Below are 23021 nucleotides of genomic sequence, written 5' to 3'. Positions count from 1 at the left end.
TTTCCGTGTCGCAACCGCTACCGAGCAAGCGGACCACGCCGCAGAGCGCAATCGCTGACGCGGTTACGTCCGACCGGCAGCAACGGCGGCTGGCGGCACTCGGACCAGAGCGAGCCCGATTCCGCGAGCTGATCGCCAAGGTGGGCAGCGGCGAACACACCAGCACCGGGCTGAGCCGCGACGAAGCCCGTGAAGCGATGGACCTGATGCTGGGGGGCAAGGCGAGCGAGGCCCAGATGGGAGCCTTCCTGATCGCCCACCGGATCCGGCGGCCGCTGCCGATCGAACTCACCGGCATGATCGACAGTTACCGGAACCACGGCCCAGTGCTGGAAACTCCGGGGCGTCGGGCCCTCTGCTTCGGCGTGCCTTACGACGGGCGCAGCCGCACCGCACCGTTGCTGCCGCTGACCGCCCTGGTGCTGGCCAGTGCGGGGGTGCCCGTGGTGCTGCACGGCGGCGATCCGATGCCGGTCAAATTCGGCGTCACCCTGGCCGAACTGTTCAGGTCCATCGGCATCAACTGGCAAGGCCTCAGCCTGACAGCGGTGCAGGAGCGCCTGGAGCTGCACAATCTGGCGCTCACCCATCAGCCCGACCATTTCGCCGCCGCCGATCGACTGTTGCCGGTTCGCGACGCGATCGGCAAGCGGCCGCCGGTGGCGAGCCTGGAGCTGCTGTGGACCCCCCACCGAGGTGAGCACCTGCTGGTGAGCGGCTTCGTGCACCCGCCCACCGAGAAGCGGGCCTGGGAAGCCCTCGCAGCCGCCGAGGAGACCGATGTGGTGACCGTGAAGGGCCTGGAAGGGTCCGCCGACCTGCCCACAAGCCGGGCGGGCATCACCGCGCGGCTGCGGGCTGATGCAGCGCCGGAGCGGATCCTGCTGCATCCACGCGACCACGGCCTTCATGGCAACGAGGTGGCCTGGCAGAACCTGGAAACCTGGCAAGGGCAGGCTCTGGCAGCCCTCAGAGGAGCAGGCCCCCTTGCCGAGCCTCTGCGCTGGAATGTGGCCGCTTATCTCTGGCTGGCTGGCCTGCACCCTTCACTTCACCAGGCCCTGGAGCAGTCCAATGCGCTGTTGGCAGCCCGTTGCGGAGAAGGGCATCGCAGCAGGCTGCTCGCCTGACTCCCCCGCTGGAGGAATTCCGTTCTGGTGGACAATCCTGACAGCCATTGACTTCAGGGCTGGCCCAGCGTTTGCCAAAGGGCGGCCTGATGCGCCAAAACAGGTTCAATCCGGACGCTGGCCGGAGCCACGACCGCATCACCTGGTGCATAGCTGCGAACCAACTGCACGGCCAGGGATGCCACAACGAAAGCACCGAGGAAACCGGCAGACACAGCCAGAGGACTGCGTCCTGTGATCCCTGCTGCCACCTGCCTTGCCATGAGTCAGACTTCGATTGCTGACTCCACTATTGCCGCGCTTCCATCAGGAAGTCAGTCGCGGGATCAGAAAGTGTTACAAGGCTTACAGACAGAGCAGAGGCAGCGGTTTTCGTCCGGGCATTCGGATCCGAAGCAATCCAGCCATGGCAGAGGCCCAGGCTCATTCCCAGCACGATGGCCAGACGCATGACTCGCTACAAAGAAAAAGAAATCCTGTAGGAGCGTCGAGGTCATCGCTGCATCGATTCACACCGATCAGGAAACCAGCTCTGCAGCCTTCTCAGGCTCTGCTGCGAGCAGAAGCATGACCATCTCGAAACAGACGGCGCAACAATTCCAGACGGCCCTGACTGTGCTCCGTGGGCTTCACCACCGACACCGCCGGAGCCACGATCACGGCAGCCGCCTTCAGTTCCGGCTGCCCGGAGATGGGACAGGACTGTTCATGCATCAGAACATTGACCTCACAGGCCGATTCCTGGCTGAACCCCCAGTGCATCGGCAGAAACACCGAACCGGGGCGAATGCGGTCGCTCACCAGCACCTTGGCGGTGACGCTGCCACGCCTTGAGCTCACGGCCGCCAGCTCGCCATGCATCACCCCGAAGCGCTTGGCGTCATCGGGGTGAATCTCGAGCAGCGGCTCGGGATGCATGGTCTGCAGGCGCTCAACCTTGGCCGTGCGCGTCATCGTGTGCCACTGCCCCAGATAGCGGCCCACCGTGAGCACAAGGGGATAGATCGCACAGGGGGGCTCCGCCAGGCCCATCACAGCGTCAGCCACAAAGCGAGCGCGCCCTGATGGGGTGGGGAAGCAGGCATCGCCATACAGCCGCTTTGAACCACCGCAGGGCTCGCTGCCCTGCGGGAAGGGCCACTGCTGCGGACCATGTTCCACGAGGAGCCCATGACTCAACCCGGACACATCACAGACCCGGCCGGCCGTGAGAGCAGCGAATTCCGCATACACTTCCGCAGCGGAACCATAGCTGAACTGATGCTCGAATCCGAGCCGCCGTCCCAGCTCAGCGAACACCTCCCAGTCAGGCCGGCTCTGACCATGGCGGGGGCGGTAGGAGGGGCAGTAAGTGACACGCCTCTCGGAGTTGGTCATGGCCCCAGCCTTCTCACTCCACTGACTGGAAGGCAGCAGCAGATGGGCATAATGCGAGGTTTCAGTATCAGCATAAGCCTCGCTCACCACCACCAGCTGACAGCTTGCTATCGCGCCCTTCACCCGCTCGAGGTTGGGCAGACTGACCAAAGGATTGGTGGCCACCACCCACCACAGATCAAGCTCCCCGCGCTCCATCGCCTCGATCTGCTGCCAGGCCGACAGCCCCCTAGCCGATGCAATCGACCCGGGGGGGAAGCCCCAGGCTTTCTCAACCTCAGCGCGGTGCTCGTCATTGACCACAAGGCGATAGCCCGGCAGCAAGTGGGCCAGACCGCCGGCTTCACGACCTCCCATGGCATTGGGCTGCCCCGTGAGCGAAAAGGGCCCGGCGCCGGGTTTGCCGATCTGCCCGGTGAGCAGGTGCAGGTTGATCAACCCGCACACCACCGCCGTGCCCTCGCGTCGCTGGTTCACGCCCATCGACCAAAGGCTGAGAATCCGATCCCGCATCGCCCAGAGGGCAGCCACCTCCCTGAGCTGCTGCTCGGTGATGCCACAGATCTGGGTCGTGCGGGCCGGCGTGGCCTCGGCGATCAGCTGGGCAAACTCCGACAGTCCTTCGGTGGCCTCCTCGATAAAGTCGGCATCGAAGCCGCTGACCTCCAACACCAGATGGGCAAGGCCATGCAACAGGGCAAGGTCGGTGCCCGGACGGATGGCCAGATGGTGATCGGCGGCCTTGGTGGTGTCAGTGGAACGGGGATCCACGACCACCACAGTCACGTCCCTGGGATTGCGTTTCTTGCGCTTGAGCAGCCGCTGAAACAGCACCGGATGGCACTCGGCGGTGTTGGTGCCGATCAGAAAAGCCACGCTGCAGTGATCGAGATCGTCGTAGCAGCAGGGAGGCCCGTCGGAGCCGAAGCTGCGGGTGTAGCCCGCCACCGCCGAGCTCATGCAGAGGCGGGAATTGGCATCGAAGTTGTTGGTGCCAAGTGCTCCCTTGAGCAGCTTCTGGGCGAGGTAATAGTCCTCGGTGTGGAACTGCCCGGAGCCATACATGGCGATGGCCCGCGGCCCCTTGCCGGCCAGGGTGCTGCGGATACGCCACTCCAGGAGCTCCAAAGCCTGGTCCCAGCCGATCGCCCGGAATTCCTGGTCTAGACCTGCGCGATACAGCGGTTGCGTGAGTCGCCCCCTGGCCAGGGTCTCCCCCACCGTGGCTCCCTTGATGCACACCTGGCCGAGGCTGGATGGATGCCGGCGATCGCCGCGGGCGGTCCAGATCGGGTTACCATCTGAATCGCGCTTCACTGCCTGACCAGGCTGTGCTGGCGGCATGAGCTCCAGGCCGCAACCTACCCCGCAGTAGGGACACTGACTGCGCACACTGTCGGCAGACGAATCGGTCATCAACAATGGAAAGCTGAGCGGAACAAACAGCGAAGGGGGCGCCTCAGGGCACCCCCGCGACTAATTACACGCACCGCAGCTGAGATCACACCCGAGCCAGAGACACTTCGTCGGCATGTTCATCAGCGAAGGATCCCTTGGGTTCCCTGAGGAAGAAGTAGCAGAGAAGACCCACCACCAGGCCAGCGATGCCAAGGATCTGGAAGAAAGCGCTGTTGGAGGCGGCCACGATCTCGGCGCTGGGCTCGGCTGAATCGCCACCCATCCAGACGGGAAGCAGGCTGAAGATGGTGAGATAGGCCACAGCTCCGACATTGCCGTAAGCACCTACCATGCCGGCGATCTGACCGGTGACTCTCTTCTTCACCAGGGGGACCATCGCGAAGGTGGCGCCCTCACCCGCCTGCACAAAGAAGGAGCAGGCCATGGTGAGCAGAACTGCGATGGCGATGCCAGCTGTACCAGTGAAGGCGCCAGGCTTGATCATGCTCATGACCAGATAACCGAATCCGAGACCAACGGTGAGGAAACCCATCGTGTTCTTGCGGCTGCCCATGCGGTCGGAGATCAGGCCTCCACCTGGGCGCGCCACGAGATTCACGAAGGCATAGCAGGAGGCCAGGATTCCAGCCGTGGCCTTGGGCAAGTCGAAGGTGCTCTCGAAGAAGGCGGGCAACATCGAAACCACCGCAAGCTCGGAACCAAAGTTCACAATATAGGTGAGCTCAAGAATGGCTACCTGCTTGAACTCGTAGCGATCCTCTTTGGAGTAGGTCTTGTTGCCGAGGATGAGGTCGCGGTTGGTGCGGACAATACCCCAGGTCTGGAAAGCAAACCAGATGAGCACCAAGACCATGCCGATCGTGTAGCCAGTCGCATCGAGGAATTTCACCTTCTGCAATCGCCACACCAACACTGCAAGAATGACAGCAAACGGCACATTCATCCCGAGAAGACCCCAGAAATCCCTCAGAGAAGTGACCTCAAGACCAGCAGACTTGGCCGGCTTCTGGTAAGCTTTACCGGGGGGAGTATCGGTTATATTGGCATAGTAGATGAAACCGTAGACGGCTGAGATGACACCGGTAAGCGCAATGGCGCCGCGCCAGTTAAGAATTTCGCCAGTGGGCAGCTCAAAGCCTCCGGAAAACGAAAGCCACCCAGCCACAATCACCATGGTCAGAGCAGAGAAAGCGGATCCGAAGTTTCCCCAACCTCCATAGACGCCTTCAGCCAGGCCGATTTCCTTAGGGGGGAACCATTCCGCCACCATCCGGATACCAATCACAAAGCCGGCGCCCACGATGGAGAGAAGTAGACGGGCTACGACCAGTTGGCTGAAGTCCTGAGCGGCAGAAAACATCAGACAAGGAATCGCGGCAAAGACCAGCAATGTGGAATAAGTGATGCGCGGTCCAAACTTATCGAGGAGCATCCCGATCAGGATGCGGGCCGGCACGGTGAGGGCAACGTTGCAGATTGCCAGGGTACGGATCTGCGGCACAGACAGACCAAAATCGGCCTTGATCGTGGTTGCCAGGGGAGCAAGATTGAACCAGACAACAAATGTCAGAAAAAAGGCGAACCAGGTGAGATGAAGTGTTCGATATCTACCCTGGAGCGACCAAAGATCGCTTAACATAAAAAATGCGCGATTGAGGGTAAGGTCCCTGGCCCTCAAAACGAACGCGACCGGGCGATGGCTGTGACGGCGCATATGCAAACCGTCTGTTGATTACACCACCCTGCCCTGCGAGACCATTGTGGCTATTGCTACGGAAGGTGAACCTGGCACCACGACCCATCGGACGCATGAGCCGCCATCCGACCACACTGGGATCATCTCGTCACAGGTTCATAGCCCTGAGCCCCTCTCACGCCAGCACCTGCTTCGGCTTTGAGGCCGACTTCACGGCCGAACTGCGCTGCATTCCGATGGCGGTCCGGCGCAAGCTCGATCTTGCCGGCGTGAAGCTCAAGCTGCAGCACTGGAGTGAGCTGAGCCCCGCCGAACGGTCCCAGCTGCTGACCTGGCCCGACGATGCCGCGGCGATCGAAGCGCTTCACCGGCACCTGCTCGCCCGAACGGAAACTCTGGGGCCGGGCCGGGCCCGGGAACTGCCGCGCCCCTCAGCGGAACCCTGGCAGCAGAGGGAGCGTGTGCCGGAATTGCTGGCCGCCTCCTGCGCCCAGCTGGGCCTCCCCCTGCGGACGGACGGCTGGGCTGGGCTCAACGAGCTGCAGCGCTTCGCGCTGGTGAAGCTCAGCCATCCCGGCCACGAACACCGCAATCTGCCGCGGGCTCTGGCCGAGTTCGGCCTGCTGGAGCAGGAAGCTTGAGCGATGCGCCGCTGAGGGAGCTCCTGCACTGCTGCATGCTCTGCGGCAGCGGGAGACGGAGGACGGGAGCAACAAGGCCCTGCTCACCCTCGCCGAGGGCGGCACCTGGCTGGAGTGCACACTCAGCTGGTGGCGAAGCTGTGGCGGCGGATCAACCTGACCTTGCTGAGCCGCTACCAGCACCACCTGGAGTGTGCCGAGATGCTGCCGAACCCGGCGGTGATCTGCGCCATTGCCGATAAGGCTCCCTGGGAAGGGCCGCTGCTGACGCCTCACCGGCGATTGCCGGGCCATACCGACCAATCCGTGCAGCACTGACCCGTCGACATTCCGGGGCAGGGTCTCGAGACCCTCCACACTGCACGAGACGGGCGGAGACGGACCGGATCCACCTAGCCCACGACGGCCTGCGATCCCAGCCCCCGCTGGGCCTCTACCCGTTACAGGCCTTCTCCCATCGAACCTGTGGCGTCCAGGCTGGCCAGGGCACCTCAAGATCCATCAACCCAGTGGCGTGGGTGGTGATGACAGCGCGATCAAGACCCTCTCGCTCGGGCACCAGGTAGCCGACGGCGCACTGCAGGGCCATGCCGATCAGCGGCCGGGAGAGCGACATCACAGCAGGGGAACCATCACTGCCACGGCTGTGGCGGCAGCCGGGCGCTGCCCCGAGGCGAGCGGCTGGACCCATCAGACCTATCAGCCAAGCCAATCAATCAAGCATTGACCCATAAGCAGAGGCCCCGTAATTTTGCGGGCCAACCGAGCCGAGCTGATGACGATCTCACCTCTGACAACCGATGAACGTGCCGAGGCCTCCCTTCTCCAACCGGGACGCGCCGCTCCGCCCGGAGAGGCCGTCCAGCCTGATCCGACCGCGGCGCCGCCTCCCTTCTCGCGCGTGCCGTGGCACCAGCAGTTCCGCCGGCCGCAGATCGTTCAGGCTCTCGAAGCGGTGCAGGATCTGATCGCTGTCTCGCTGTGCCTGGGACTCTTCTGCGTGATGGCACTGCAACTGAAGGGCATCTTCGCCTCCCTGCTCAGCAAGCCGCAGTTTCACGCCATCACCGCCGATATTCTCTTCATCCTGATCCTGGTGGAGCTGTTCCGCCTGCTGATCATCTATCTGCAGGAACAGCGGGTGTCGATCGGTGTGTCGGTCGAGATCGCGATCGTGTCGGTGCTGCGCGAAGTGATTGTCAACGGTGTGCTCGAGACGGAGTGGCAGCAGATGCTGGCGGTCTGCCTGTTCCTGGCCACCGCCGCCCTGCTGATGGTGGTGCGTGTCTGGCTGCCGCCCACCTTCGCCGGCGTCGATCCCGAAGCGCGGGTCTCGGCGCGGATGCGACTGCACCACGAGGGCGAATGAGCCCGACGGGCCTGCCCATACCCAGGGCTGGCGCAGCATCGGCCCCGCTCCTGGAAGACTCTCCGCCGCTGCGCGCCTGCCTGCTCAGCGGCGGCGTCAGCCGGCGCATGGGCCGCGACAAGGCACTGCTGCTCCACCCCGAAGGCGGCACCTGGCTGGAGCGCACCCTGCGGCTGCTGCTGGCCCTGCAGATCCCGGTGACGCTGTTCAGCCGCCATGAGCAGCATCTGAGGATCGCCCATGCCCTGAGCTGGGATGCGCCAGGCAACTCCGAGACGCCGGCGGACCCTGCCACGGCAGCGACGCGCCAGGGAGACGTCGTCGCGCCAGCCAGGACCGCTGCGATCACACCTCTGGAGGAACCGCCGCCCTGGGAGGGCCCCCTGCTGGCGCTGCAGCGCCTGATGCAGCGGTATGACGGCGAACGCCTGCTGCTCTGCCCCGTGGACATGCCCGATCTCAGCCTCGCGGTCCTGCAGGACCTGCTGACGGCAACCGCAGAGAGCCCCGGCGGCAGGATCCACCTGGCCCACGACGGCAAGCGCCTGCAGCCCCTGCTGGGGGTCTATCCGAGCCTGGAACCGCTGCGTTCCGAACTGACAGCGGCTGTGCAACGGGGCGAACGGCGGCTGCAGGGCTGGCTGGCCACCCAGGCGATCAAGACCGTGCGGCTCGATCCAAAGGCCCTTCGCAACGTGAACCATCCGCAGGATGCAGCCGCACCCGGCGCCGTCAGTCGCACGGAACGTGAACCCTCGACATGACCCGGCCTGAACCTGAACGCTCCAGAGGGAACGCTCCTCGATGGGATCGGGCGGCCGGCCGGCAGCCAGGAGGAAGCTGAACCTCCGACCGGGACGCTGCCCGAAGCGGTCAGCCGGCCGAGCCCCCGGACCGATCCCCTGGCGATCCGCCCAGCTCCTCCGCCCTGCGCTCACAGCGGCCCAGCTCCGCCTCCAGCAACGCCAGCAGCTCCTCGCGCGGCGCCGGCAGCGGGAACGGCCCCTGCTCGTAGCGGGCCTCCACGGCAAACACCTGCAGCTCAGCCAGCTGGGGCAGCAGGGGCTGATCCGCCAGCGCCGCCAGGTCTTCGAGCCGATGGAGCCGGGGGGGCCGCCGGTCGGCAAGCACAATCCAGGCCTTCATCAGCTTCTCGGCTGCCTGCTGGGCGGTGAAGCCCCAGTCCTCCTCCGGATAGGCGCCATCCAGGGTCAGCCGCAGGCTCCGCAGATGGCGGCGCACGATCGCCAGCAGCAGCAGCGCGTCTTCAGCCGGAGACATAGAGCACCCGCCCCTCACGCGCCACATCGCCGAACACATGCCAGCGCGAGCCGCTCAGCCACTCGGCATCCGCGGCGCCCGCCACCACCAGGTCGACACCGACGCCAAGCCGGCCCAGTGCCCCATGGAAGCGCTGCCAGCACGCCATCTTTTCCGCGGGAGTGAGCTGGGACTGGCGCACGATCACCGCCAGATCCAGATCCGAATCGTCCCGCGCCTGCCCCCGAGCCCGCGAGCCAAAGGCGATCACCGCCTGCACATCGGGCTCGTCGCACAACCGCGCCAACGCTTCGCCACACAGGCCTGGATCCAGACCCGGACCCAGATCAGGCGAGGCCTCCAACTCCCGGGGCTCTCGCCAGGGAATGGCCGGCGGTGTGAACGGTTGCGTGGAAAGTGGCGTGGAAGGTGGAGCGGCGGCGGCATCCATGGCAAAACGCTACCGCCAACTCCAGGCCGGCAGCCATAGCGTGGCGGCGATGGCCAGCGTCAACGACCAGCTCGATCGCCCCATGGGGGTGCTGCGCCTGTCGCTGACGGCCCGCTGCAACCTGGCCTGCCCCTACTGCCTGCCCGATGGGGTGGAACCGCCTGGGCTGCTGACCCTGCCCCAACGGCTGGCCGTGATCGAAGCGGCGGTGGCCCTGGGGGTCACCAGCCTGCGGCTCACCGGCGGCGAACCGCTGCTGCACTCCGGCCTCGAGGACCTGGTGGCGGCGGTCCAACCGCTGCGGCGGCAAGGCCTGCGCGAGATCGCGCTCACCAGCAATGGCGCCCTGCTCAGCGGCGAGCGGGCGCGGACGTTGCGCCAGGCCGGCCTCGACCGGATCACCCTCAGCCTCGATGGTGCTTCGGGCGAAGCGGTGGCGGCGATGGCGGGTCTGAGCGGCGGCGAACCTGCCGGCGAGGCGCTGCTGGCGAAGGTGCTGGCGGCGATCGAGCACGCCCGGGCCGCCGGCTTCGCACCGGAGCGGGGGGAGCTCAAACTCAACGCCGTGATCCAACGGGGCCGCAACGAGGATCAGCTCCTGCCCCTGGCGGACCTGGCACGCCAGCGGGGCATCGAGCTGCGCCTGATCGAGTTCATGGATGTGGGCAACCGCAACGGTTGGACGCCCGAAGTGGTGGTGAGTGCCGCCGAGATGGTGGCCGTGATCGCTGAACGCTGGCCGCTGCTGCCCCTGGGCCGCGGCGCCGGCAGCACGGCGCGGCGCTGGCGCTACTGCGATCGGGACACGGCGGACAGTGGCGGCACGCTGGCGGTGGTGGCCTCGATCACGGCCCCCTTTTGCGGTGACTGCAACCGGCTGCGGGTCACCGCCGACGGCCTGGCCTACACCTGCCTCTTCGCCGCCCCCGGCAGTGGCCTCGACCTGCGGCCCTGGCTGACGCCGGAGGCAGGGCAGGCGGACCTGCGCGAGGCCCTCGCCGGGCTGTGGAGGCAGCGGAGCGACCGCTGGAGCGAGGAGCGTCTGGAGGTCTGGAACACGGCGGGGCCGCCGGCCAACGGGCCGGCCTCCGCCGAAGCGCCCCGCCATGCCGAGATGGCCTACCTGGGCGGATGACCGCCGCAGCGCCCATCCCTGTCAGTGGTTCCCGGCCTCCGGTGGACTACAACCGCGCCCATCCGCGTCGCTTCCCTCCCATCCCGTGCGTCTGGCAGGCCGGCGGCCCGGGAGGGCCCCTGCAGCACCGGGAAGTCGAACCGATGACGCCTGGCCCCGGAGAGCTGGCGCTGCAGGTGTGCCACCGCTTCGTGCTCGACGGGCGGACCTGAACCCAAGGCCCGCGCCAGCCTGTTCAGCCGGCGAACCCAAGCAGTTTCCAGGCCGCCAGCAGCAGCACCAGCGCCAGAACGCGCCGGATCCAGCTCACCGGCCAGTGGCGGCTGCCCAGGCGCGAACCCAGCCCGCCGGCGAGCAGCACCGTCAGCAGGAGCCAGCCCAGCTGGGGTGCCGGCGCCAGCCCGATGCCCTGACGGGCCAGCAGCAGGCCCATCAGACCACTGAAGGAATTGACCAGGATGAACAGCGACGACACGGCCGCCGCCTGGCGGGTGGTGGCCCAGGCGGCCAGCAGCAGCAGGGGGGTGAGGAACACGCCGCCCCCGGTTCCGGTGAGACCGGCCAACAGGCCCAGCCCCGCACCGCTGAGCAGCAGCAGGGGCAGGGGCGGGGTGTGCAACCGCTCGGGGTCGCGAGGTTGGCGCAGGAAGCGCAGGGCTGAAGCCAGCAGCACCAGCGCCACCAGCCGCTGGAACCACTCCGTCGGCAGATCCAGCCAGCCACCCAGGAAGGCCGCCGGCATGCCGCTGGCCAGCAGCGGCCAGAGCAGCGACCCGCGCAGATGGCCTGCGCGCCAGAACTGCCAGCTGCCCTGGGCTGCCACCACCAGGTTGAGAAGGAGCGCCAGCGGCTTGATCAGGGCTGCGGGCAGGCCGGCGAGGGCCAGCACGGCGATGTAACCGGAGGCGCCGGCATGGCCGACCGTGGCATACAGAAAGGCCACCAGCGCCAGCGGCGGCAGCAGCCAGGGCGACAGGGTCAGCGGCAACAGGGGCAGCGGCAACAGCGGTGGTGGGATCAGAGCGGCCTCGGATCGGGCTGGGCCTGCCTCACCACCATCCCTTCACAACCAGTGCACGGGATAGGGCTGGGCGCCCTTCACCCAGCGGCTGAAGCCTGCCGCCAGCAGTACCAGCAACAGCGAGCCGTTCAGCACCGGCGTGAGCAGAAAGGAGGGCCTGGCTCCCAGCGCCACCCCCAGAAAGGCCAGACCGCCGGCGGGGGGATGCAGGCAGCGCAGCTGCTGACCCAGCAGGATCGTCAACGCCACCGCCAGGGCGATCACCAGCGGGCCGCGCCCGAGCCAGGCCACCGCCAGCACACTCACCAGGCCGCCCACCAGATTGCCGAGCACGAGGTTGCGGGGCTGGGCCAGGGGACTGGCGGGGTATCCGAAGAGCAGCACCGAGGAGGCCCCCAGCGGCGCCGTCAGCAGAGCCATGCCGCTCCAGGTGCTGAGCAGTCCCAGCAGGGCGAGGGACAGCAGGGCACCCAGCCAGGTGACGGACAGGTGGCGTCGCTGGAAACGGGGCTGGTAGGCCCGTCCGAGCCGGCGTTGCTCCTGCAGCCAGCGCCGCACCATCGCACTCCTCGGCTCCCTGAAGACCAGCACCGGCTTCAGGCCAGGGTCTCGGCGGGCGTCCAGCGCACCGCATCTCCGACCGTCAGCGTTCCGGGCTGCTCGACACTGAGGCGGATGCCGGCGGTGACCCGGTTGTGGCGGGCGGTGGCGCGGAGGATCTCCATCTCCTCCGGCAACGTTCCCTGGGGGAGGGTGGTGATGACGCAGCGGGGGCAACCGCCATCGACACGCAGGATCAGCCGGTCGCCGATGGCCAGGGTGCCGGCCTCCCATCGCTCCTCCACGAAGCCCTCGAGACCGGGCGTCGGTTCGATCAGCAGTTTGGGGCGAAAGCGTTCCACGGCGAAATCGAGCGCGGGTTCGAGGCGGCGCAGGGTCGCCAGCGTGGCGGTGGTGATCGCATGGATCGGGCAGGCGTCGAAGAACGTGCCCTCCGGCAGCACCAGTTCGTTGGTCACATTCTGGAAGGCACGCCCCTCCACCTGCGGCCAGTACTGGTCCAGGCTCGCCCCCACCGGCGGCTGATCCAGCAGGCGGACGCGACGCCCCAGTCGCTGGCTCAGCCGCTCCACCAGCTCGGGATCGTCGCTGCGCAGGCTCAGCGGCGGGGTCTCCGGGCCCGCCAGGGGCCCTGCCACCTCCACCGCCGGCAGTGCTTCACCCGAGCGGGGCTCCTCCAGGTAGCGGGCGCTGTAGGCGAGCAGGTCCGCCCAGCGGCGCGGGTTCTTGGCACTGGCCACCCGTCCTGCCTCGGGATCCCAGAGGGCGTAGCCCCGGTCCCCGAGCACGCCGCGGGAATCGACCTCCAGGCGCTCCAGCCGTTCGCCCAGCATCGATTTGACCGGATAGCGCCACAGCGCACCGATGTGGCCCACCAGTTCCATCCCCATCTCCTTTCCCCACGCCTCGCCGGTTGCCCCTCACTGTCGGAGGGGCCCTGACCCGCCAGGGTGGCGATCGCTACGGATCGGGGGTCAGCCCCGCACCAGCACCGACACCCGCTTGAAGGCCGGCGTGCCGCTGCCTGGATCCGTCTCGGCCCGCATCAGCACGTTGGCCTCGGGATAGAACATCAGCGCCGCGCCGGATCGCACCGAACCGGGAATGATCTCAATGTGCTCGAGGAGGCCGGCCTCTCCCTGCACCGTGACGCGCTGATGGGCCCGCAGACCGCTGGCCGCCAGATCCTGTGGGTTCATCAGGATCGTCTGGCGGTGCGGCATGCCGCGATAGGCGTCACCTTTCTTGTAGACGACGGTGTTGTGCTGGCCGTAGCTGCGGGCGGTGATCAGGCTCAGCACCACCCCCTTCTCACCGGCGGCCAGGCCGCCGAAGGCATCGGCGTCAGGAAGCGCGAGCTGCGGCAGGGGTGTGACCGCCAGCTGAGCACGGCCGCTTGGCGTGGGGAAGGACGGCTGATGGAACACGCGCCCGGCCACCTCGAATTCACGACGGCTGGTATCGATGTCGACGATAGCCTCATAACCGGGCACGGTGCGCGCGATCAGTTCGCGCACGTAGACCGGGTCGCTCAGGCGACCCCAGTCGATCGGGTCGGTGCCATGCAGATCCCTGGCCAGGCGCGAGAGAAAGGCCACCTCGCTGATCAACAGGCCGCTGCGCAGATGGCTGCGACCCGGTTCGTTGAGCCGCACCCAGTTGTTTCCCGATTCCACCGTGGTGCGGTGCGGCGTCTCGAAGCGGTTGAGCACCGGCAGCAGCAGCGTCTGACGCGCCCCGAGGCCATGGAAATGCCCCGTGTTCGGCTTGGTCGCCAGATGGATGACCGTGTCGATCCGCCCCAGGGCGCGGCGGGCCTGGGCGCTGTCGGGGTTGGCGCCGAACAGGTTGCCGCCCAGGCACAGCAACGAATCCACCTCCCCCCGCTCGGCGGCCTCGATCAGCGAGCGGGTGTCGTAGCCCGGCACGCGGCTGAGGGGCCGGCCCAGCAACGCCTCGAGCGCCTGCTGCATCGGTTTGCGAAGGCGCACGGTCACCCCCATCGACCCGAAGCCCTGCACGTTGGAGTGGCCCCGGATCGGCATCGTGCCCGCCCCAGGACGGCCGACGTTGCCGCTGAGCACGGCGGTGTTGGCGATCGCCTGGACGTTGTCGGTGCCGTTGGCGTGGTGGGTGATGCCCATCGCCCAGGCGAACACCACGGCCCGGCTGGCGGCGATGCGGGATGCGACCAGCTCCAGTTCCTCGCGGCTGAGGCCGCAGCAGCCGCTGATCGCCTCCCAGTCGGTGGCCGTGATCTGGTCGATCAGGGGCTGCCAGCCATCGCTGTGGGCCTTCACGAAGTCCCAGGCGATGGCCCCGCTCTCCAGCAGCGCCTTCTGGATGCCGAGAAACACGGCCGTGTCGGAACCGGGGACGGGCTGCAGGAACAGCGAGGCGATCTCGCTGCCGCGCAGCAGCGAGCGGATCGGGAAGGCGGGCGAGCCGAATTTCAGCAGGCCGCCTTCCAGCACCGGGTTGATCACGATCACCGTGCCGCCGCGCTCGCGCAGGCGGATCAGCTCGTTCATCAGCCGCGGGTGATTGGCGGGGGCATTGGAGCCCACCAGCACGACGCAATCGGCCTGCTGCAGGCCCTCGAGATTGACCATCGAGGTGCCGCTGCCGAACACCCGGCTGAGACCGATGGTGGAGGGGGCGTGGCAGAGATCGGAACAGTCGGCCAGATTGTTGGAGCCGAGGGCGCGCAGCAGCAGCTGCAGCAGGAAGGCCGCCTCGTTGGAGGAGCGGCCGGAGCTGTAGGAGGCGACGCGTTCCGGCGGCGGCGTCCGGAAGGCCTCGGCCACCAGGGCGTGCACCTCCTCCCAGCCGATCGGTTCGTAGTGGCGGGAGCCCTGGCGCAGGATCAGGGGCCGGTCCAGCCGACCCAGCCGGTCGCAGCCGTAGGAATCGAGCCGCTGCAGCTCGGGGAGCGTGCGGCCGGCGAACACCTCCGCAGGCACCGGGGCCATCAGCTCGGCCTGGATCGCCTCGACGCTCTTGAGGCAGCGCTGCAGCGGCTCACCCAGCTCATCGCGGAAGCCGCCGTTCTGCCCGCCGGTACCCCAGGCGCAGGAGAGGCAGGCGCTCTGATGGGTGAGCGTCTGCCAGAGCTTCGGCCCGGTGGGCGAGAGGGTGGCGCGAGCCCAGCCGTCGATCACTGGCCAGCCGCCGCCGGAACTCAGATCCTCAGGGGACGGCGCAGGGCCCGGCGCATGGGGCGCGGACGCGGGAGCTGCGGGCCGATCCCCCGACACGGCATCGGGGCTCGACGGCCCGGCACCATCGGCAGGAGCTGTCATGGCGTCGACCGGCGCGGATCGCCTCACACCCTATGGACGACTCCGAGGCGTCGGCTGTCGCAGCGTTGCCAGGAACGCGCTGCCGGAGCCCCCTTGATCGGAGGGCTGGGGCGGTCCCCATAGAGAAGCCCCGAGCCTCGCCCAGCCCGCGCTCCCCGCAACCAGACCAGGCCAGGTTGCGGGGACTCCCTGGCGCTCAGCGCTGACAGCAACGCCGCATGAGCGACACGCTCAGCCACCAACCAGAGGAGTGCTTGATGCGGAAACTGAATAATGAGATGCAGATCTTCATGTTCAGGGGCCCACGGCTGATGTCTGCCGGGGTACGGGGCGATACTTCGCCTGATCATTTCAGCCTTACCTGGTGGTCACACTGGAGTGCCTGGATGCCCTTGATCACCTGATCTGGCTGAGAACCGGAGCAAGGGCGGCCGAGGCCCTGGGCTGCAACCAGTCCACGATCAGCCGCCATGCCAGCAAGTGCGAGCACGTCTTCGCTGTGAAGCTGAGGCGCCAATCGGCGGAATGGGTGGTGAATGGTGACGTCGAATTGCTCGCCGCCGAACGCAGGCTGCATCAGCTCTACCGCTGGGAGATGAATCTGCCACTGCGGTTCGAGACGCAGCACTGGATGCGCGATCTCTATGCGACATGGCAACCGGCCGACTGGAGGAAAGGCAATCTCAATTATCTGGAATATCAGCGACCTGTTGATCTCCTCCGGAACCGCATCATCGATGCCTGGCTGTGTGGGGCACCCGATCTTCCCGATGATCCCGATCTGATCTGTGTGCCACTGTTCGAGATGGCGATGCTCCTGGCCGCCCGCCATGACCACCCCCTGCTGCGGCAGCAGTCACCACTGACCCTGGCGGATGTGGCCGCCTATCCGCTGCTGCCCCTGCCACAGGGAGCCTTCCCTGTGTTCGAGGCCCGGCTCAGGGAGCTCGGACTGGGGACTCCCGCCGACGGAATGCCGCCCCAGGACAGCGCAGGGCCGGCGAACACGGAACTCTCGTTCGCGGAGCTCTGCCTGGGCATCGCCTCCGCCCTGACCCTGCCGCTGTACGGTCCGGAGTATCGATCCCTGCCGCTGGAGATCCCCGTTCACTTCGGGGATGTGCTGGTGATCCATGCTGATTTCGCCGGGCATCGCCGCAGCCAGGCGCTGATCGACAGCCTGCTGGCCCACATTGGTGAGGCCACTGCCGAGATCGCCTCAGTGCGACTGCTGGGCGACAGGCGACATACCGCAACCAGTCCATCGGCATGAACAACAAAGATAGCCAGGCAAGGGGATTGATTAAAAAATCCCAGATTACACCTGACTGAAACTAATTATCTATAAAATGCCAGGACCCAGATTTGAACTGGGGACACGGCGATTTTCAGTCGCCTGCTCTACCAACTGAGCTATCCCGGCCCGTCGCCTTGGCGACTTGCAGATCTTAGATCATGGCGTCCGCAGCCAGTCCCGCCGACTGGGGGTCCGCGCCAGACAGGCCGCGCCCAGCACCGGCCAGCCGGCCTGCTCCAGGCAGAGGGCCGCATGCCGGAGGGTGGAGCCGGTGGTGAGGATGTCATCGACGAGCAGCACCGGCGCCGGGCGACGGCCTCGGCTCGCGGGCCCCAGCTGGAAAGATCCCTCCTGGTTGGTCCGGCGCAGCTGAATGCCAAGGCGGTGCTGGCCCAGCACCGGGTGCCTGCGCACCAGCAGATCGCGTCGGCGCAGCCCCAGCCCACGGGCCAGCTGATCAGCGATCAGACCCGGCAGCGGGTTGGAGCGGCGCTTCCAGCCCGGGATGGGCACCACCAGAACAGCCCGCGGGCCGTGCCGGGACAGTGGCTGTTCCTGCAGGGCGCCCAGCAGGGGCTGCAGCAGGGCTCTGATCACAGCGGCATCGGCACGCCGGCACTTCTGGTCGAGGAGTGTGCGGCGAAGCGCGCCGGCATAGGCACCGCTGCTCCACCAGGGCAGGGGCGCCAGGCCGCGCAGCCCCGCTGCGGGCAGCTCCAGCCGTGTCGTGCAGGCCTCGCAGAGGCCATCCACCGACGAGCGGCACGGAGACAGGGCCGGCGGCAGCCGACGGCAGAGGGGACAGGGACGTGCCAGCAGCCAGCCCAGCTGAGGCCACCACGGCTGCCCTCCCGATCGCGCCCCTGTCCGGCGCGACGTGGCGGCCGTCGCTTGAGCTGAAGTGGCTGAAGCGGCCCCTGCCGGCCGATCGGCCGCGGGTCGCCATACACAGCCCGCGGAGCCCTGACCGCTCGGCGCGGCCATGCCGGCAGGGTGCTGCACAGGGGTCTGGCCCGGTGGCCACAGCACCGCCAGGCCGCGCTGCAACAGACTGGAGAGCAGACGGGAAGCTGCCCCGGGGGCAGGCGATCTGCTTCAAGCCTTCCCAGGCAGCGACCGCAGCATCGCCACCAGGGTGCGGTGGGCGTCCTCGCTGTCGGTGAGGGTGCGATCGAACGGAATCTCGACCACCGCGCCATCCACCTCCAGGCGCATCGCCTCAGGAGCCACCGCGAGCATGCGTACCGATTCGGCAGTCGCAATGCCGCCGTAGTGACGGGCGTAGGCCACGACCGCGTCGGCGTGGTCGTCGTTCATGTGCCGGCAGATGCGGTCGCTGACAGCGGGGGTGAGAGGGTCGGCGGCCATGGGCGTGGTTCAGGCGACGGTCGGCCGATTCTGGGGGCCGGCGGCCGGAGGCGTCGCCGCTGGCATCCAGCCGGTTGCAGGGGAGTCGGCGACGGCAGGCCAAGGGCTCAGGCGGCCCCGAACCGCTGCCACAGGATCAGACCCAGCCGCACGGCGCTGAAGCCGACATAGCCCGCCAGCACCACGAACAGCGCCATCGACAGGATCGAGCCCAGCCTTGAGTTCATGCGTCCGCGGGTGCAGGGGCCTCCATCCTGCCTGCGCTGCGCAGAGCCAGCCGCGCCATGCCCAGGGCGGCCGACAGGCCCGGCCGCTGCAGCACCGGCACCCCGAGGGCCCGCTGACGCAGCAGCCGCCACTGGGGATTGCGGGCGCCGCCGCCCAGGGTGAGCACCCGCTGCAGCGGCGGCGCTCCCAGCCCGCGCAGGCGCTGCCATCCCTGCCGCTCCAGCTCGGTGAGCCCCTCCAGCAGGGCCTGGAGATACAGGGCATCGCTGACGGGGCGCGGCTCCAGGCGCGGCTCCAGCAGCGGATCATCGACCGGGAAGCGCTCGCCGCGGGCCGGCAGCGGCAGCAGATCGAGGCCGCTGGGGCGGCGCGGATCGATCTGGCGGCTGAGTTCAGCGATCTGAGCATCGTCGAAGAAACGACGCAGGATGCCGGCGCCGGCGTTGGAGGCACCGCCCAGCAGCCAGCGCCCATCCACCCTGTGACAGCTGACGCCGGGGGCCTGGATCGGCTTGTCCACGAACTGCTTGAGCACCAGCGTCGTGCCCAGCACGGTGATCCCGTCGCCCTCCCGGGCACCTGTGGCCAGCACGCCGGCGTTGGCATCGGTGCTGCCGGCCACCACCCGGCAGCCTGCGGGCAGCGCGAGGCTCGCCGCCACCTCGGGGTGAAGACGACCGACAACGGCGCCGCTGGGGCGGATCTCAGGCAGTGCCGCCGCCCAGGGTTGCTGCGCGATCGTGCCGCCCCAGGTCTGGCGCTGCAGATCCCAGCCCAGACGCAGATTGTTGCCCTCCTCGCCCCAGCGCATGTCGCCCAGCAGCCAGCCCATCAGCCAGTCCGCCTGATGGCGCAGCAGGAAGGGCGGCTCGGCAGCGGCGATGAGCCGCAGGGCGCGGGCCAGGCTGCCACTGGCACTGGCAGCGGGGCTGCCAGGGTCGCCGCAGATCCGCAGCGCCTCCTCCGCCTGCTCCGGGCAGCTGAGGTGATAGGGGAGGGCCAGGCCCGGCTCGCCGGGCAGTACGGTGCCATCGGGGCGGCAGCCCAGCAGGGTGCCGGAGGTGCCGGCGATGGCGATGGATCCCACCCGTGCCCGCAGGGCGGGATCCAGCCGTGCCACCAACAGCGTCAACCCCTCTCGCCAACCGTGTGGATCGGCGAAGGGGCGCGGATAGGGGGCGCTCTCCTCGCTCAGCAGCCGCAGCTCGCCCGCGGGAGTGGTCTCCGCCAGGGCGAGCCGCAGGCCACTGCTGCCGAGATCAAGCCCCAGCGCCAGCGGCGACACGATCGGCGGTGGCCTGACGCAGGGTTTCAGCGATGGCGCCCACCTCCTCCCAGGGCAGATTCAGATCGGAGCGGCCGAAGTGGCCGTAGGCAGCCACATCCTGGTAGAAGCGGCCGCCGCGCTGCTGAGGCAGATCGCGCAGGCCGAAGTTGTTGATGATGGCGCCAGGCCGCAGGTCGAAGTGCTCCTGCACCAGGGCGGTGAGATCGGCGTTGCTGATCGCGCCGGTGCCGAAGCTCTCCACCAGGATGCTGGTGGGGCGCGCCATGCCTATGGCGTAGCTCAGCTGCACCTCGGCGCGGCGGGCCAGCCCGGCGGCCACCAGCGCCTTGGCCACAAAGCGGGCGGCGTAGGCGGCGGAGCGATCCACCTTGGTGGGGTCCTTGCCGGAGAAGGCGCCGCCGCCGTGGCGGGCATAGCCGCCATAGGTGTCGACGATGATCTTGCGGCCGGTGAGGCCGGCGTCGCCCTGGGGACCACCGACCACGAACTTGCCGGTGGGGTTGACCAGGAAGCGCGTGCTCTCCTGACTCGGCTTGAGAGTGAGGTCGCTGGTGGCGGGCTCCACCACGTGGCTCCACAGGTCGCGTTTGATGCGTTCGCGCAGGGCGTTCTCCTCGCTCACCCCATCGATCTCGGCGGTGTGCTGGGTGGAGATCAGGATCGTGTCGATCGCCACCGGCTGCTCGTTCTCGTAGACGACGCTCACCTGCGTCTTGCCGTCCGGCAACAGGTAGCCGAGCGTGCCGTTGTGGCGCACCTCGGCGAGGCGGCGGGCCAGGCGGTGAGCCAGGCTGATCGGCAGGGGCATCAGCTCCGGCGTTTCATCGCAGGCGTAGCCGAACATGATCCCCTGGTCGCCGGCACCGATGCGGTCGAGCGGATCGCCGTCGTGATCGTCGGCCTCGTCGACGCCCATGGCGATGTCCGGGGACTGCTGATCGAGGGCCACCAGCACGGCACAGCTGTGGGCATCGAAGCCCCCGGCGCGGGCACCGCTGTAGCCGATGCGCTCGATCACACCGCGCACGAGCGAGATGTAATCCACCTTGGCGTTGGTGGTGACCTCACCGGTGATCAGGCACAGGCCGGTGTTGACGACCGTCTCACAGGCCACGCGGCTGGCCGGATCCTGGCTCAGCAGAGCATCGAGCACCGCATCGCTCACCTGGTCACAGATCTTGTCGGGATGGCCCTCGGTGACCGATTCAGAGGTGAAGACGTGACGGGAGGTGGACCCGGAGGGGCTGCTCATGCCGGACGGGGTGGACACGGAAGGCCTAATACCTTATTCGGCGGCATCTCGCGCCGATGTCAGCGGCGCCACGCCGCTCAGGCCAGGCTGAGCTCGCTCCAGTGATGCACGCGCGGGTGCGGTTCGGCCAGTGGCGGCGGCGTGCTCCAGGCAGCGGTGTAGCCCAGGGCCAGCTGGTGGGGGATGCCGGCGGCCACCGCCATACGCAGGTCGCTGTTGGCATCGCCGATCAGGGCGCAGTCGGCCGCCGCCAGGCCCAGTTCGGCGCAAAGGCCATGCACCGCCGCAGGGTCGGGTTTGCGCGGCCGGTGCTCGGCGCTCCAGATCGCCGTGAAGTGCGACTCCAGGCCATGGCTGGCCAGAAAGTGCTCGATGCCAGCGACGTCGTCGTTGCTGATCACGGCGCACAGCACCGAGGCGGCACGCAGTTGCTCCAGCCACTCCCGCAGGCCCTCGGTGATGCGGCTGGTGCCAACGGCCGGCCGGCCAGCACTGTCGAGATGGGTCGCGGCGCCGGCAGCCATGGCCTGCGCGGCCGCATCCCCGCCGCTGGCCATGGGCGATGCTGCGGCCTCATCAACCGTGCCCTCGGCGTACGCCTTGGACGCGTTGGCGCTGGATGGCTCACCTGCCTCCCCAAGCCGCTCGTTGACTGGGCGCGCTGAAGCGCTGATGGATGGGCGCGCTGAAGCGCGACGGGCATCGGCCCGGTCGGCGGCGGCGAACACCTCCTCACTGAGGCTGAGCGCCTCCGGCCAGCCGAGGCCCACCTGCACGAGGGCGGTGGCGGTGGCGATCAGGTTGTGGTCGCGGCTGGCCACTGCGGTGATGCCCGCGGGACAGATGACACGATCCACCGCACCGGCTGCCTCACCAGCGCCGGTGCCAGACGCCCGCTCGCGCAGCCCATAGGCACGCATCAGCAGCGGTCGCAGTTCCTCCCGGAGGCCGGCCTCGACCCGCTCCAGACAAAGAAAAACCCTGGCCTCGGCCAGGGTGATCAGCTGGGGCTCGCTGATGCTGAGGGTGCCATCCTTGTCGAACAGCACCGCCTTCACCTCACCCAGAACAGTGCCGCGCAGCAACAGCCGTAGCATCACTGGGTTGCCTCAGTCGAGGCTGACACCCATCGGTTCACCGTCTTCGGCCTGCTCAAGCAGCATCTGCTTGTAGCGGGCGGCCATCTCCTCGGCCCGGTCGAACACCTTCTGGGGATCGCTGAGCATGTCGCCCGGCTCGGGCTCGAGGGCCTTGGTGGACAGGGAGATGCGGCCGCGCTCGGCGTCGAGATCGATGATCATCACCTTCATCTGATCGTTGACGTTCAGCACGGTGTGCGGCGTCTCGATGTGCTCATGGCTGATCTCGGAGATGTGCAGCAGGCCGCTGACACCGCCGATGTCGATGAAGGCGCCATAGGGCTTGATGCCGCGGACGGTGCCGAGCACCACCTCGCCCACCTCCAGGCGGTTCATCTTGCGCTCCACCAGGGCGCGGCGATGGCTGAGCACGAGGCGGTTCCGCTCCTCGTCCACCTCCAGGAACTTGAGCGGCAGGAAGTCGGCGACCAGCTCTTCCTTGGCCTTGCGGGTGCTGATGTGGCTGCCGGGGATGAAGCCGCGCAGGCCTTCCACCCGCACCAGAGCACCACCGCGGTTGGTGGCGAACACCTCGCTGTAGATGGTGGCGTCCTCCTTCTGCAGCTGGCGCACCCGCTCCCAGGCGCGCATGTACTCAATGCGGCGGATCGAGAGGGTGAGCTGACCGTCTTCGTTCTCCTCGCTGAGGATGAAGAACTCGCGCACCTCACCGGGCTCGAGCACGTCGGAGAGATGCTCCACCCGGTTGATCGACACCTCCTGCAGAGGCATGAAGGCAGCCGTCTTGGCGCCGATGTCGATCATGGCGCCCTTCGATTCGAGGGCGAACACGGTGCCGTTGACCACGTCGCCGGGCTTGAAGTTGTAGTCGTACTTGCTCAGCAGAGCGGCGAACTCATCGAGCGTGAAGCCGACGCCATCGCCATCGCGGCTGACGACCCTGCTGCTGGAGTCGTCCGCGCTGGGCACATCCTCAAGCAGTGCCGGATCGAGGCCGGCCTCTTCATTGCTGAGATCGGCTGCGCTCAGGGCCTCGCGCTCGGACGAAGGGGTCAGGGTCATGGAAGGGGGGCGGTCTGCCCGCGGGCAGTGCGAAGGGAGAGCATCGGCCTGCCGCCTGCAGTGC

Annotated in this window: 23 protein-coding genes and 1 tRNA gene; 8 read left to right on the top strand and 16 right to left on the bottom strand. The window is 67.7% G+C overall.

Annotated features, from left to right (window positions below; genetic code table 11):
* Window positions 1-89 precede the first annotated feature (89 nt).
* On the top strand, window positions 90-1130 hold the full coding sequence (locus H8F25_RS15755) for an anthranilate phosphoribosyltransferase (RefSeq protein ID WP_197213986.1): 1041 nt from the start codon (window positions 90-92) through the stop codon (window positions 1128-1130).
* A gap of 543 nt (window positions 1131-1673) precedes the next feature.
* Here the strand turns inward: H8F25_RS15755 and H8F25_RS15745 are convergent.
* Together H8F25_RS15745 and H8F25_RS15740 are read right to left on the bottom strand one after the other, a co-directional pair.
* Window positions 1674-3923, bottom strand: a complete 2250-nt coding sequence (locus H8F25_RS15745) for a molybdopterin oxidoreductase family protein (protein WP_197211213.1) — start codon at window positions 3921-3923, stop codon at window positions 1674-1676.
* A gap of 85 nt (window positions 3924-4008) precedes the next feature.
* Window positions 4009-5565: a NarK family nitrate/nitrite MFS transporter gene (locus tag H8F25_RS15740; RefSeq protein ID WP_197211212.1), complete on the bottom strand. Its 1557-nt coding sequence runs from the start codon at window positions 5563-5565 to the stop codon at window positions 4009-4011.
* A gap of 293 nt (window positions 5566-5858) precedes the next feature.
* On the opposite strand from H8F25_RS15740, the gene H8F25_RS15735 reads away from it, so the two are divergent.
* Together H8F25_RS15735 and H8F25_RS15730 are read left to right on the top strand one after the other, a co-directional pair.
* The gene (locus H8F25_RS15735; protein WP_231596904.1) at window positions 5859-6263 is read left to right on the top strand and encodes a nitrate reductase associated protein; all 405 of its coding nucleotides are present in this window, start codon (window positions 5859-5861) and stop codon (window positions 6261-6263) included.
* A 129-nt stretch (window positions 6264-6392) separates the two neighbouring features.
* Window positions 6393-6581 (top strand): hypothetical protein, encoded by a 189-nt coding sequence (locus H8F25_RS15730; protein WP_197211210.1) that lies wholly within the window; start codon window positions 6393-6395, stop codon window positions 6579-6581.
* Window positions 6582-6696: 115 nt separating this feature from the next.
* Here H8F25_RS15730 and H8F25_RS15725 read toward each other — a convergent pair whose 3' ends face one another.
* A complete protein-coding gene (locus H8F25_RS15725; protein WP_231596903.1) occupies window positions 6697-6879 on the bottom strand; it encodes a hypothetical protein in 183 nt (60 codons plus the stop codon).
* Between the two features lie 159 nt (window positions 6880-7038).
* Between H8F25_RS15725 and H8F25_RS15720 the strand changes: the two genes are divergently transcribed.
* Together H8F25_RS15720 and H8F25_RS15715 are read left to right on the top strand one after the other, a co-directional pair.
* On the top strand, window positions 7039-7632 hold the full coding sequence (locus tag H8F25_RS15720) for a phosphate-starvation-inducible PsiE family protein (protein ID WP_197211208.1): 594 nt from the start codon (window positions 7039-7041) through the stop codon (window positions 7630-7632).
* Entirely contained in the window at window positions 7629-8396 is a 768-nt protein-coding gene (locus H8F25_RS15715; RefSeq protein ID WP_197211207.1) for a molybdenum cofactor guanylyltransferase, read from the top strand. The genes H8F25_RS15720 and H8F25_RS15715 overlap by 4 nt, the downstream gene beginning before the upstream one ends.
* 109 nt (window positions 8397-8505) lie before the next feature.
* Here the strand turns inward: H8F25_RS15715 and H8F25_RS15710 are convergent, their stop codons facing one another.
* Both H8F25_RS15710 and H8F25_RS15705 read right to left on the bottom strand, forming a co-directional pair.
* The gene (locus H8F25_RS15710) at window positions 8506-8913 is read right to left on the bottom strand and encodes a HEPN domain-containing protein (RefSeq protein WP_197211206.1); all 408 of its coding nucleotides are present in this window, start codon (window positions 8911-8913) and stop codon (window positions 8506-8508) included.
* Window positions 8900-9256 (bottom strand): nucleotidyltransferase domain-containing protein, encoded by a 357-nt coding sequence (locus tag H8F25_RS15705; protein ID WP_231596902.1) that lies wholly within the window; start codon window positions 9254-9256, stop codon window positions 8900-8902. The genes H8F25_RS15710 and H8F25_RS15705 overlap by 14 nt, the downstream gene beginning before the upstream one ends.
* 136 nt (window positions 9257-9392) lie before the next feature.
* Here H8F25_RS15705 and H8F25_RS15700 point away from each other — a divergent pair, with 136 nt between their 5' ends.
* Both H8F25_RS15700 and H8F25_RS15695 read left to right on the top strand, forming a co-directional pair.
* Window positions 9393-10478 (top strand): GTP 3',8-cyclase MoaA, encoded by a 1086-nt coding sequence (locus tag H8F25_RS15700; RefSeq protein WP_197213985.1) that lies wholly within the window; start codon window positions 9393-9395, stop codon window positions 10476-10478.
* The gene (locus H8F25_RS15695) at window positions 10475-10690 is read left to right on the top strand and encodes a hypothetical protein (RefSeq protein WP_197211204.1); all 216 of its coding nucleotides are present in this window, start codon (window positions 10475-10477) and stop codon (window positions 10688-10690) included. The genes H8F25_RS15700 and H8F25_RS15695 overlap by 4 nt, the downstream gene beginning before the upstream one ends.
* 23 nt (window positions 10691-10713) lie before the next feature.
* On the opposite strand, the gene H8F25_RS15690 is transcribed toward H8F25_RS15695, so the two are convergent.
* The 4 genes from H8F25_RS15690 to H8F25_RS15675 form a co-directional block, all read right to left on the bottom strand.
* Complete coding sequence (locus H8F25_RS15690) at window positions 10714-11481, bottom strand: sulfite exporter TauE/SafE family protein (RefSeq protein WP_231596901.1); 768 nt, start codon at window positions 11479-11481, stop codon at window positions 10714-10716.
* Window positions 11482-11541: 60 nt separating this feature from the next.
* Window positions 11542-12060 carry an HPP family protein gene (locus tag H8F25_RS15685; RefSeq protein ID WP_197211203.1) on the bottom strand — a complete coding sequence of 173 codons (519 nt, stop codon included), beginning with the start codon at window positions 12058-12060 and terminating at the stop codon, window positions 11542-11544.
* 35 nt (window positions 12061-12095) lie between these two features.
* On the bottom strand, window positions 12096-12950 hold the full coding sequence (locus H8F25_RS15680) for an MOSC domain-containing protein (RefSeq protein WP_197211202.1): 855 nt from the start codon (window positions 12948-12950) through the stop codon (window positions 12096-12098).
* A gap of 84 nt (window positions 12951-13034) precedes the next feature.
* Window positions 13035-15362, bottom strand: a complete 2328-nt coding sequence (locus H8F25_RS15675) for an FdhF/YdeP family oxidoreductase (protein WP_197211201.1) — start codon at window positions 15360-15362, stop codon at window positions 13035-13037.
* A gap of 364 nt (window positions 15363-15726) precedes the next feature.
* Between H8F25_RS15675 and H8F25_RS15670 the strand changes: the two genes are divergently transcribed.
* Complete coding sequence (locus H8F25_RS15670; protein WP_197211200.1) at window positions 15727-16635, top strand: LysR substrate-binding domain-containing protein; 909 nt, start codon at window positions 15727-15729, stop codon at window positions 16633-16635.
* A gap of 77 nt (window positions 16636-16712) precedes the next feature.
* On the opposite strand, the gene H8F25_RS15665 is transcribed toward H8F25_RS15670, so the two are convergent.
* From H8F25_RS15665 to H8F25_RS15635, 7 genes are all read right to left on the bottom strand, one after another.
* Window positions 16713-16785 (bottom strand) — tRNA-Phe (locus tag H8F25_RS15665).
* 30 nt (window positions 16786-16815) lie between these two features.
* On the bottom strand, window positions 16816-17412 hold the full coding sequence (locus H8F25_RS15660) for a ComF family protein (protein WP_197211199.1): 597 nt from the start codon (window positions 17410-17412) through the stop codon (window positions 16816-16818).
* 342 nt (window positions 17413-17754) lie between these two features.
* Entirely contained in the window at window positions 17755-18027 is a 273-nt protein-coding gene (locus tag H8F25_RS15655; RefSeq protein WP_197211198.1) for a DUF2470 domain-containing protein, read from the bottom strand.
* Between the two features lie 223 nt (window positions 18028-18250).
* Window positions 18251-19540: an FGGY-family carbohydrate kinase gene (locus H8F25_RS15650; RefSeq protein ID WP_197211197.1), complete on the bottom strand. Its 1290-nt coding sequence runs from the start codon at window positions 19538-19540 to the stop codon at window positions 18251-18253.
* Entirely contained in the window at window positions 19515-20795 is a 1281-nt protein-coding gene (gene metK, locus H8F25_RS15645; RefSeq protein ID WP_197213976.1) for a methionine adenosyltransferase, read from the bottom strand. Before metK ends, H8F25_RS15650 begins: the two co-directional genes overlap by 26 nt.
* A 77-nt stretch (window positions 20796-20872) precedes the next feature.
* On the bottom strand, window positions 20873-21892 hold the full coding sequence (locus H8F25_RS15640) for an HAD family hydrolase (protein WP_197211196.1): 1020 nt from the start codon (window positions 21890-21892) through the stop codon (window positions 20873-20875).
* Between the two features lie 12 nt (window positions 21893-21904).
* Entirely contained in the window at window positions 21905-22957 is a 1053-nt protein-coding gene (locus H8F25_RS15635) for a 30S ribosomal protein S1 (protein ID WP_197211195.1), read from the bottom strand.
* Between the last annotated feature and the right edge of the window lie 64 nt (window positions 22958-23021).

It is taken from the genome of Synechococcus sp. CBW1004 (assembly GCF_015840715.1).
Classification (GTDB): Bacteria; Cyanobacteriota; Cyanobacteriia; order PCC-6307; family Cyanobiaceae; genus Cyanobium.
Note: the sequence above shows the minus strand (reverse complement) of the source record. Positions and strands in the feature narration are given on the sequence as shown.